Source organism: Streptomyces sp. P9(2023) (assembly GCF_032436795.1).
Classification (GTDB): domain Bacteria; phylum Actinomycetota; class Actinomycetes; order Streptomycetales; family Streptomycetaceae; genus Streptomyces.
This window is the reverse complement of sequence record NZ_JAUPWM010000004.1, coordinates 45696-55716: the sequence shown is the minus strand read 5'-3', so window position 1 is coordinate 55716 and position 10021 is coordinate 45696. Positions and strand designations below refer to the sequence as shown.

The following is a 10021-nucleotide window of genomic DNA, read 5'->3' as shown; positions in this document are numbered from 1 at the left end:
TTTGGTCAGGCGGCGCGGCGGCGGGTCTTCTGCTGCGCGGGGATGCGGTGCATGGCCGCGATCTCGGCCCGGTCCTGCGGGCTGAACATCAGTCGGCGGCCCATGCGGTGGGCCGGGAAGCCCATGTGGTTCACGCCGTCGCGGAGCCGGCGGGCGCCGATGCCGAGGCGGCGGGCGGTCTCGGAGACGTCGGTGAAGTCCTCCGGCGCGAGCGTGGCGAGAGCCGTGGCGGACATGGAGTCACCTCATTCGGTGTTGGGCTCGCGGGGTGCGAGCAGCTGCTCGTCTTCGGGGTCGAGCTCAAGGGCGGTGCGGAGTGCCGCGTAGGTGGGGGGCCGCATGTTGGTCCGAACGCCGATTTCCAGCCGCGTCAGGTAGCTGCGGCTGATGCGGGCGTTACGGGCGAGGTCGGCGATCTTGATGCCGCGTGACATGCGGATCTTTCGGATTGCCGCCCCGTCCACCTCGTAAGTGGGTCGGGGTGCCTTCATGCACAGAACCTAACAGGTTCTGCTGGCAACTCCTAGCAGTACTTGGAAGTAACTAGCAGGAACTCGCAGGAGATGTGATCCGGAACCTTTGGCTCAGCTCAAGAGAGCGTGATGAACGCGTAGAGGCTGAAAGGTGTTCCTGGCGGTACCTGGCAGTTCCTGAGAACATCAAGGCATGACTGATCCCAGCCCCGCCGACAGGCTGAGACTCGCCAAGCTCGTTATCCGTCGCCGCCAGGAACTGGGCTGGCACAAGGCGGATGCCGCGCAACAGGCCGACCTCACACACACCACGTACATGCGCGTTGAGAAGGGCGAGGCGGTACGCGACGTCACCTACGCCAAGATCGACGCTGCGTTTGGCTGGGCTCCTGGCGCCTGCATCGCCATCCTTGAAGGCGCCGAGGAGGCGCAGCCCGCCGGCGAGGTGGAAGCGGGCGTCCGGTTCGCACCTGTCGCGAATATGGACGAGGTCGCGCGCAAGGCCGTTCAGGATGTGGTGATCGCGGTCATGCCTGACGTGCCTGCTGGCCGCATGGCCGAATTCAGCGAAGCGGTGGTCGAGATGCTGCGGGAGCGGGGTGTCATCCCTCTGAAGGACGACAGTGCAACCCCCTAGCCGTACAACCTTTCGGTTGTAGTTGGATCGTTACATTGAGTTCGATTCAAGATTCACCGACCTTCTATCGGTCACCCGTTCGGTATGTAAGGCTCGTCTCCTTGGGGTTTCCGAGCGCACCGAAAGGAGGCCCATGCACGAGCTGTTCACGCACGACCCTGGGCCCGGATTCGTCGGCATGTCTGGGCGGGTAGGCGACAGAATCGTGTGCGTAGTGACACCGAGAGTCCATACCGACGAGTCCGTACGACAGGACGCGCGGAAGCTCATACGGCGTCAGGGAGGCGACTGCGACACGTGCGACCACCCGAGCTGCCCGCTCAGGTGAACCGCACCCCGCAGTCCGGAAGAAGATGACTGACAGTCAGGGGTGCCTGTCGGCCATCTCCGCACCAGGAGGGGCGGACTGTGGCATACGCAGAGAAGCGCGGTAAGTCGTGGCGCGTCAGGTACCAACTCCCCAACGGCGAGTACGCCTCCGAGAGCGGGTTCGCCACCAAGCAAGACGCCCTCGACTGGGGTCGCGCGCAGGAAACCGACGTCCAGCGCAAGGTCTTCGTCAACCCCAACGACGGACGGAAGCTCCTTGGTGAGTGGGTCACCGAGTGGCTTCAGGTGATGGATGTTGCCGAGACCACGGACCGCACCTACAACAGCCGCCTGAATGCTGTCATCCTGCCGAAGTGGGAGAACGTCCCGCTCGGCGACATCACGGCCATGGCCTACAAGGCGTGGCGCATGCAGCTTGCCGACCAGTTCTCGAAGAACTACGTCGAGAGCGTCGAAGGCATCATGCGGATGCTCCTTGATGACGCGGTCGACGAGCGGATCATTCCCTACAACCCGATGCCCACCGGCTCGAAGCGCCGCCGCGGCCGGCACGTGCCGGTGGAAGTCGAGGATGTCTACGTTTGGCCGACACCCCGACAGGCCAGGCTCGTCGCCGAGAACGCCCGGGCGCTCCGCGGGTTGCAGTGGTACGTCATGATCCTGACCATGGCCTACACGGGCATGCGGATCGGTGAGATCGCCGGCCTCCGCCGCGACCAGGTCCACCTTCTGGGGCTGGAGTACGGCCGGTCCCTGCGTGTGCAGTGGCAGGGCCAGTGGCTGACCACACCGGCTAAGCACATCGTGACCAAAGGCGACACGTGGGAGTCCATCGCGGCCCTACGACACGCCGACCCCAAGCGCGCGGCCGACGTCGCCAAGGCGAACGAGATGGAGCCAGACGCCAAGCTGCGGACCGGCCAGAAGCTCAAGTTGGCCAAGGGGTTCACGCTGCTACCGCCGAAGTACAGCAGCTACCGCACCCTCATCCTGCCGCCGTTCGTCGCCGACCTGCTCGCGGAGGTCATGGCGCTGAACGCACACAGCCTCCTGGTCTTCGCGTCCCAGCGCGGCAAGCCCCTGCGGGTGGACGATCAGTTCTACGGGCGGTTCTGGAACCCCATCGTGAAGGGGCAGGACGCTGAGCCTTCACGCCGGGGGCGTCCCGCCCAGTTGGCCCTGCCGGCTGTTGAGGGGGTCGAGGAGATGGTTCCGCACGGTACCCGTCACGGGCACAAGGTGTGGCTCGACGAGGCGGGCCATCCGCGCGTCGCCGTGGAGGAGCGGATGGGGCACCGGCTGAAGGGCGTCGAGGGTACGTACTCGCACACCTCGCCGGAGATGGAACTCGCCATCGCCAAGGGCTTGCAGGAGACTTGGGAGAAGTCGTTGGTCGAGGAGATGGAGCCGGCGGAGTGGGTGCGCCGGCGCTCTTCATGATCGTCTCCCAAACGCCTCCCATTGGATCTTGAAACAAGCGAGCGGCCCGGCCCCCGGAAGGGGGTCGGGCCGCTCGTTTTGCCTTCTGACCTGCCGTCCAGCCGCAGGGGCCGGACTGCTTGGATCAGGCCTTCTTCGTCTCCCAGAAGATGCGGTCGACCTCGGCGATGAGTTCCAGCGCCTTCTCGCCCGTCTTCGGGTCCGTCGACGCCTTCGCGGCCGAGAGGGCCTTCAGGGTGTCGTTGATGAGCGCGTGCAGCTCGGGGTACTTCTCGAAGTGCGGGGGCTTGAAGTAGTCGCTCCACAGCACCGAGATGTGGTGCTTCGCGAGCTCCGCGCGCTGCTCCTTGATGACCGTGGCACGCGCGCGGAAGTGCGCGTCCTCGTTGGCCTGGTACTTCTCCTGAACGGCCTTGACCGACTCGGCCTCGATCCGGGCCTGGGCCGGGTCGTAGACACCGCAGGGGAGGTCGCAGTGGGCGCTGACCTTCACCTTGGGGGCAAACAGGCGGGAGAGCATGCAGCTGGTCCTTCCTCGTGATCGTCTTCTCAGGTGGGAGATTACTCCCCGAGAAGACGGTTTTCGCGAGCGCCCCCAGGGGCTTAGGACAAAAGTCCAGGGTCACCATGGGACTCGTGGATGAGTGGACGATCGGATCAGATCGGATCAGATCGGATCAGGTATCGGGTCGGGTATCGGATCGGACCGGATTCAGGTCGGATGGAGGAGGTGTCGGATGGCGGACGCTGGGCGCGCGCCGAGGCAGGGCTCAGGGGCCCCGTTCGGGATCGCCGAGGTGACCGGGGTGTCGATGGTGCCCACGTTGCTCCACGGTGACCAGCTCCTCGTGCACTACGGGGGACGGCTGCGGCCCGGGAACGTGGCCGTGCTGCGTCACCCGCTCCAGCAGGATCTGCTCATCGTCAAGCGGCTGATCGAGCGACAGGGTGGCGGGTGGTGGGTCCTCGGGGACAATCCCGATGCCGAAGGCGACAGTCGTGTCTTCGGCGCCGTGCCCGCCGAGCTGGTGCTCGGGCGCGTACGAGCCCGGTACCGGCCCGTCACGCCCGGGCGTCAGCGGTCGGCCGGTGTGGTGCTCTCCTGGCTGTTCTCCGCCGTCAGGCCCGTGGTGGCCGACCGTTCCGCCTCCAGGCGTTTGCGGGCCCGGTAGGCCGCCACGTTCGCCCGGGTCGCGCAGCGGTCCGAGCAGTAACGGCGGGAGCGGTTCGTCGAGGTGTCCAGGTACGCGTTCCGGCACGGTGGCGCCTGGCAGAGGCCCAGCCGGTCGGCCCCGAACTCCGTCAGATGGAAGGCGAGCCCCATCGCCGCGATGGCCGCGAAGCCCGCGGTCGCGTTCGAGGGGTGGTCGGCGAGATGCATGTGCCAGCGCGGGTGCCCCTCGTCGTCCAGGTAGTCGTGGCCCGAAATCTGCGGGCTGACGGGGAACTCCAGGAGCAGTGAGTTCAGCAGGTCCACCGCCTGGGTGTGGTCGCCCTCGTCCGCCGCGGTGAAGACCGCCCGCAGCCGGGCGCGTACCGAACGGAAGCGCGTCACATCGGCGTCCGTCGCCCGCCGGGCCATCTGCGAGGCCGCGCCGAACAGCTCCCGGACCGCCTCGACCGACGTCAGGGAGTCTTTGTTGCGGGCCGGCTCCTCGGTGTTGACCAGACGCACGGCGTAATCCGAGTAATAGGCCAGTTCCACTTGTAGTCCTTACGGCGGAGGTCTAGTGTCGGGTCCGGAGGGGGTAATGGACGATCCCCCTTCTAGGGTATTACGAAGAGGGTGAGGGAGTGTCATGACGGACGTGACGGACCCGGCTGCCACCGGAACCGACTGGGCGGCCTGGCAGGAGAGCTGGGACCGACAGCAGGAGTGGTACATGCCGGACCGCGAGGAGCGGTTCCGCGTGATGCTCGACATGGTCGAGGCCGTGGTGGGGCCGGAGCCCCGCGTCCTCGACCTGGCGTGCGGTACAGGGAGTATTACGGATCGGCTGCTCAAGCGGTTCCCGAAGGCGACCAGCGTCGGCGTCGACCTCGACCCCGCCCTCCTCGCCATAGCCGAGGGGTACTTCGCCGGGGACGAGCGGGTCACCTTCGTCAGCGCCGATCTCAAGGACCCGGAGTGGGCCGAGGCCCTGCCGCACCGCTCGTACGACGCCGTGCTCACCGCCACCGCGCTCCACTGGCTGCACACCGAACCGCTCACCGCGCTCTACGGGCAGCTCGCCGGCCTCGTCCGCGACGGCGGCGTCTTCATGAACGCCGACCACATGATCGACGAGACCACCCCGCGCATCAACGCCGCCGAGCGCGCCCACCGCCACGCCGCCATGGACCGCGCCAAGGCCGCGGGCGCGCTCGACTGGGCCGAGTGGTGGGCCGTGGCCGCCCAGGACCCCGTCCTCGCCGAGCCGACCGCCCGCCGCTTCGCGATCTACGGCGAGCACGCCGACGGCGACATGCCCTCCGCCCGCCGCCACGCCGAGATCCTCCGCGCCGCCGGCTTCGACGAGGCGCGCCCGGTCTGGGCCTCGCCCTCGGACACCCTGCTGCTCGCGCTGAAGTAGGCGGATAGGCGGGTAGGCGGGTACGCACGAAGGGGCGGTACGGATCGTGCTCCGTACCGCCCCTTCCGTATCCGCGCCTACAGCACTGTCCGCTCCTACAGCACCTTCGACAGGAACGCCTTCGTCCGGTCGTGCTGCGGGTTGCCCAGGACGTCGCGCGGGTGGCCCGACTCGACCACCACGCCGCCGTCCATGAACACCAGGTTGTCGCCCACCTCGCGCGCGAAGCCCATCTCGTGGGTCACGACGATCATCGTCATGCCCGACTCGGCCAGGTCGCGCATGACGTCGAGGACGTCACCGACCAGCTCCGGGTCGAGCGCCGACGTCGGCTCGTCGAAGAGCATCAGCTTCGGCTCCATCGCCAGCGCGCGGGCGATCGCGACGCGCTGCTGCTGACCTCCGGAGAGCTGCGAGGGGTAGCTCGCGGCCTTGTCGGCCAGGCCGACCCGGTCGAGCAGCCGCTCGGCCCGCTCGCGGGCCACCGCCCGGGACTCGCCCTTCACCTGGATCGGCGCCTCCATGACATTGCCCAGGGCCGTCATGTGCGGGAACAGGTTGAAGCGCTGGAAGACCATGCCGATGTCCCGGCGCTGGGCCGCGACCTCGCTGTCCTTCAGCTCGTAGAGCTTGTCGCCCTTCTGCCGGTAGCCCACCAGCTGGCCGTCGACGGACAGCCGTCCGCCGTCGACCCGCTCCAGGTGGTTGATGCACCGCAGGAACGTCGACTTGCCGGAGCCGGACGGACCGACCAGGCAGAAGACCTCACGGGGGGCGACCTCCAGGTCGATGCCCCGGAGAATGTGGGCGGGCCCGTAGGACTTGTGAACGCCCTCGGCCTTCACCATCGCGCTCATCCCGAAACCTCCGAACGCTTGAACATGGTGAGGTTGGTGCGGACCCGCTGCCACGGAGTCGGCGGCAGGCTTCGCAGCGAACCGCGGGCGAAGTACCGCTCCAGGTAGTACTGGCCGACGCTGAACACGCTGGTCAGGGCCAGGTACCAGATGGAGGCCACGAACAGCATCTCCATCACGGCGCCGGCCGTGCTGCCGATGTTCGACGAGGCCCGCAGGAGCTCGGTGTACTGCACGGCCGAGACCAGCGACGAGGTCTTCAGCAGGTTGATGAACTCGTTCCCCGTCGGCGGCACGATCACTCGCATCGCCTGCGGAAGGACGATCCGGCGCATGGTCTTCGTCTGCGACATGCCGATCGCGTGCGCGGCCTCGGTCTGTCCCTCGTCGACCGACTGGATGCCGGCCCGGACGATCTCCGCCATGTAGGCGCCCTCGTTGAGGCCGAGACCCAGGAGCGCGACCATGAACGGCGTCATGACGTCCACGGTCTCGTTCTTGTAGATCGGCCCGAGGTTGATGAACTCGAAGATCAGCGACAGGTTGAACCAGACCAGCAGCTGGACGTAGACCGGCGTGCCGCGGAAGAACCAGATGTAGAGCCAGGCGACCGCGCCGGTCACCGGGTTCTTGGAGAGCCGCATCACCGCGAAGACGACGCCGAGCACGAGGCCCAGCGCCATGGAGGCGACGCTGATGATGATCGTGTTCCCCAGGCCTTCGAGGACCGAGGTGTCGAACAGCTTGTCCCAGACCGTCGCCCAGATGATGTTGCCCTGGGAGAAGGCGTAGACGAGCCAGCCGAGGAGCGCGACGACGACGACGGCGCTGATCCAGCGGCCGACGTGCCTCACGGGGATTGCCTTGATCGCCTCGTACGGAACACCCGAGGCGCCGGGTCCGACCGGTGCGTCGGCCGGACCCTTGTCGATCTTGTCAGTCACAACGACTGCCCTTCAGCGGAGCGCGGACGTCACTTGCCGGCGTTGATGGTGGCCTGCTTGACGGCGCTTTCCTTGACGTCCCACTTCTCCAGGACCTTCTCGTACGAGCCGTCCTTGATGATGGCGTCCAGGGCTTCCTTGACGGCGTCGCGCAGCTGGGTGTTCTCCTTCGCGACACCGATGCCGAAGAGGCCGACGTCGCTCTGGCTGCCGACGACCTCGAAGTCGTTGCCGCCGCCCGAGGTCTTCGCGATGTACGCGGCGACCGGGTAGTCGTTCAGGTCGGCGACGGCGCCGCCGGCCTTCACACGGGTCTGGGCCTCGGCGTCGGTGTCGAACGCCTGGATCGTCAGCTTGTTCGAGCCACACTTCTCGGCCTGCGCCTTGAAGGTGTCCTCGTAGATCGTGCCGCGCTGGACGGCGACCGTCTTGCCGCACAGGTCGTCGAGGGTGTTGACGCCCTGCGGGTTGCCCTTCTTGACGAGGAGCGAGACGCCGGAGCTGAAGTAGTCGACGAAGTCGACGCCCTTGCCGATCTTCTTGCCGTCGTCGTCCAGGCCCTCCTGACGCTTCTTGTTGTCCGTCATCGAGGACATGATCAGGTCCTGGCGGCCGGTCTCCAGCGAGGTGATCAGGCCGTCGAAGGTGCCCGAGGTGAACTGGAACTTCACACCGAGCTGCTTGGAGAGGGCCTCGGCGATGTCGGGGTCGACACCGACGATCTTGCCGCCCTCGGTGAACTCCATCGGGGCGTAGGAGGCGTCCGTGCCGACCTTGACGACACCGGCCTTCTGGATGTCGGCGGGCAGCTTGGCGAAGAGCGGGGCGGTGTTCCCGGTCTTGGTGCCCTCGGCGGTCGAGCCGCCCTCGGTCTGGTCGCCGCAGGCGGTCAGCAGCATGGAGCCGGCGACCGCGATGGCGGCGACCGCGGCAAGACGGGAAGTGCGGGTCTTGGCGGTCGTACAGCGCGTGGAGCGTGCGGTCATGGTCGGGTTCCTCCGGCGTGTGAGGCGTTGCCATAGGCCGCGCGCACGCACCTTCGGGTGTCGCGACCTCGTGTGATTACGCGCATCTTGCCATTCGGACGGCGTCATTCAGACGGCCACGCATGTCAAAATCGGGTAACGGGTGACCCCCGAACTCCGGAGGGCCGGTGGACACGGGCCGGACCTCTTCCGGGAAATGCCTCTCAGGGCCGGAAAATCTCCGGTTGATCTCGCCATCCGGGCGACACGAAGGCCACCATCCGGTCTACAGGAGAACGTGTCCTGACATGGCGCGACGCGCCCGCTCTGCGCAAGACGCCATTGCGTCCGTATGAGCCGCATCACCGCTCCGGAATGGACTCGTCTACGGTGACGTACGTCCGGTAAGAAGGATCCTTACACCCCTCATCCGGGGCTCAGGGCGCGTTGTGCGGCGCGCCCGCGCGGTTGCCAGACACGGCGACCGCGGGACCCGCCCACCCCTCCTCAACAAGGAGTGGCAACCCTCAAATGAAGAAGACTTAAGGGGTCAACCCAATGGCAGCGGAGATCGTCAATCCTCGGAGCGAGAGCGGTACGGAAGGGGCTCAGGAGCCCTTCGATCCGGCCTTCGCGCTGCACCGCGGCGGCAAGATGGCCATCTCGGCCACGGTGCCGCTGCGTGACAAGGACGACCTGTCCCTCGCGTACACGCCCGGCGTCGCCAAGGTGTGCACCGCGATTGCCGAGCAGCCGGAACTGGTCCACGACTACACCTGGAAGTCCCAGGTCGTCGCGGTCGTGACCGACGGTACGGCGGTGCTCGGACTCGGCGACATCGGCCCGGAGGCCTCGCTTCCGGTCATGGAGGGGAAAGCGATCCTCTTCAAGCAGTTCGGCGGCGTGGACGCGGTGCCGATCGCGCTCGCCACCAAGGACACCGACGAGATCGTCGAGACCGTCGTCCGGCTCGCGCCCTCCTTCGGTGGCGTGAACCTGGAGGACATCTCGGCCCCCCGGTGCTTCGAGATCGAGCGGAAGCTCCAGGAGCGCCTGGACATCCCCGTCTTCCACGACGACCAGCACGGCACCGCCGTCGTCACCCTCGCCGCCCTCCGTAACGCGGCGAAGCTGACCGACCGTGGCCTCGGCGACCTGCGCGCGGTCATCTCCGGCGCCGGCGCGGCCGGTGTCGCCATCGCCAAGTTCCTCCTCGAGGCCGGCCTCGGTGACGTGGCGGTCACGGACCGCAAGGGCATCGTCAGCCGCGACCGGGACGACCTGAACCCGGTCAAGCGTGAGCTCGCGGAGCTCACCAACAAGGCCGGCCTCACCGGCTCGCTCGAGACCGCCCTGGCCGGCGCGGACGTCTTCATCGGCGTCTCCGGCGGTACGGTCCCGGAGGCCGCGGTGGCGTCCATGGCGCCGAACGCGTTCGTGTTCGCCATGGCCAACCCGAACCCCGAGGTCCACCCCGACGTCGCGCACAAGTACGCGGCCGTCGTGGCGACCGGCCGTTCGGACTACCCGAACCAGATCAACAACGTGCTCGCCTTCCCCGGCATCTTCGCGGGCGCCCTCCAGGTCCGGGCCTCCCGGATCACCGAGGGTATGAAGATCGCCGCCGCGAACGCGATCGCGGACGTGGTCGGCGACCAGCTCGCCGCCGACTGCGTGATCCCGTCGCCGTTCGACGAGCGCGTCGCCCCGGCCGTCGCGACCGCGGTGGCCGCGGCCGCCCGCGCCGAGGGCGTGGCGCGCCGCTGACGCGCCGGTACGCCTGAGGGCCTCGCTCTGTGCGG

Annotated in this window: 12 protein-coding genes; 5 read left to right on the top strand and 7 right to left on the bottom strand. The window is 67.5% G+C overall.

Going from position 1 to position 10021, the window contains the following annotated elements; genetic code table 11:
- Positions 1-5 precede the first annotated feature (5 nt).
- Positions 6-236 (bottom strand): hypothetical protein, encoded by a 231-nt coding sequence (locus Q5762_RS07260; protein WP_315891155.1) that lies wholly within the window; start codon positions 234-236, stop codon positions 6-8.
- A gap of 9 nt (positions 237-245) precedes the next feature.
- Positions 246-491 (bottom strand): helix-turn-helix transcriptional regulator, encoded by a 246-nt coding sequence (locus tag Q5762_RS07255; RefSeq protein ID WP_315891154.1) that lies wholly within the window; start codon positions 489-491, stop codon positions 246-248.
- Positions 492-666: 175 nt separating this feature from the next.
- Here Q5762_RS07255 and Q5762_RS07250 point away from each other — a divergent pair, with 175 nt between their 5' ends.
- Both Q5762_RS07250 and Q5762_RS07245 read left to right on the top strand, forming a co-directional pair.
- Complete coding sequence (locus Q5762_RS07250) at positions 667-1110, top strand: hypothetical protein (protein WP_315891153.1); 444 nt, start codon at positions 667-669, stop codon at positions 1108-1110.
- A 408-nt stretch (positions 1111-1518) separates the two neighbouring features.
- The gene (locus Q5762_RS07245; RefSeq protein ID WP_315891152.1) at positions 1519-2880 is read left to right on the top strand and encodes a LysM peptidoglycan-binding domain-containing protein; all 1362 of its coding nucleotides are present in this window, start codon (positions 1519-1521) and stop codon (positions 2878-2880) included.
- Between the two features lie 124 nt (positions 2881-3004).
- On the opposite strand, the gene sodN is transcribed toward Q5762_RS07245, so the two are convergent.
- Positions 3005-3400, bottom strand: coding sequence for a superoxide dismutase, Ni (gene sodN, locus Q5762_RS07240; RefSeq protein ID WP_315891151.1), 396 nt, complete (start codon positions 3398-3400; stop codon positions 3005-3007).
- Between the two features lie 217 nt (positions 3401-3617).
- Between sodN and sodX the strand changes: the two genes are divergently transcribed.
- A complete protein-coding gene (gene sodX / locus Q5762_RS07235; RefSeq protein WP_315891150.1) occupies positions 3618-4052 on the top strand; it encodes a nickel-type superoxide dismutase maturation protease in 435 nt (144 codons plus the stop codon).
- On the opposite strand, the gene Q5762_RS07230 is transcribed toward sodX, so the two are convergent.
- Positions 3956-4585, bottom strand: a complete 630-nt coding sequence (locus tag Q5762_RS07230) for a CGNR zinc finger domain-containing protein (protein ID WP_315891149.1) — start codon at positions 4583-4585, stop codon at positions 3956-3958. The two genes, sodX and Q5762_RS07230, sit on opposite strands and share 97 nt — an antisense overlap.
- A gap of 94 nt (positions 4586-4679) precedes the next feature.
- Between Q5762_RS07230 and Q5762_RS07225 the strand changes: the two genes are divergently transcribed.
- Positions 4680-5453 carry a class I SAM-dependent methyltransferase gene (locus tag Q5762_RS07225; protein WP_315891148.1) on the top strand — a complete coding sequence of 258 codons (774 nt, stop codon included), beginning with the start codon at positions 4680-4682 and terminating at the stop codon, positions 5451-5453.
- A gap of 95 nt (positions 5454-5548) precedes the next feature.
- Here the strand turns inward: Q5762_RS07225 and Q5762_RS07220 are convergent, their stop codons facing one another.
- From Q5762_RS07220 to Q5762_RS07210, 3 genes are read right to left on the bottom strand one after another with little or no spacing between them, the layout of a single operon-like run.
- Positions 5549-6310 carry an amino acid ABC transporter ATP-binding protein gene (locus tag Q5762_RS07220; RefSeq protein WP_315891147.1) on the bottom strand — a complete coding sequence of 254 codons (762 nt, stop codon included), beginning with the start codon at positions 6308-6310 and terminating at the stop codon, positions 5549-5551.
- On the bottom strand, positions 6307-7254 hold the full coding sequence (locus Q5762_RS07215; protein ID WP_315891146.1) for an amino acid ABC transporter permease: 948 nt from the start codon (positions 7252-7254) through the stop codon (positions 6307-6309). Before Q5762_RS07215 ends, Q5762_RS07220 begins: the two co-directional genes overlap by 4 nt.
- 29 nt (positions 7255-7283) lie before the next feature.
- Complete coding sequence (locus tag Q5762_RS07210) at positions 7284-8240, bottom strand: ABC transporter substrate-binding protein (RefSeq protein WP_315891145.1); 957 nt, start codon at positions 8238-8240, stop codon at positions 7284-7286.
- Between the two features lie 537 nt (positions 8241-8777).
- Between Q5762_RS07210 and Q5762_RS07205 the strand changes: the two genes are divergently transcribed.
- Complete coding sequence (locus Q5762_RS07205; RefSeq protein WP_315891144.1) at positions 8778-9986, top strand: NADP-dependent malic enzyme; 1209 nt, start codon at positions 8778-8780, stop codon at positions 9984-9986.
- The last annotated feature ends 35 nt before the right edge of the window (positions 9987-10021 follow it).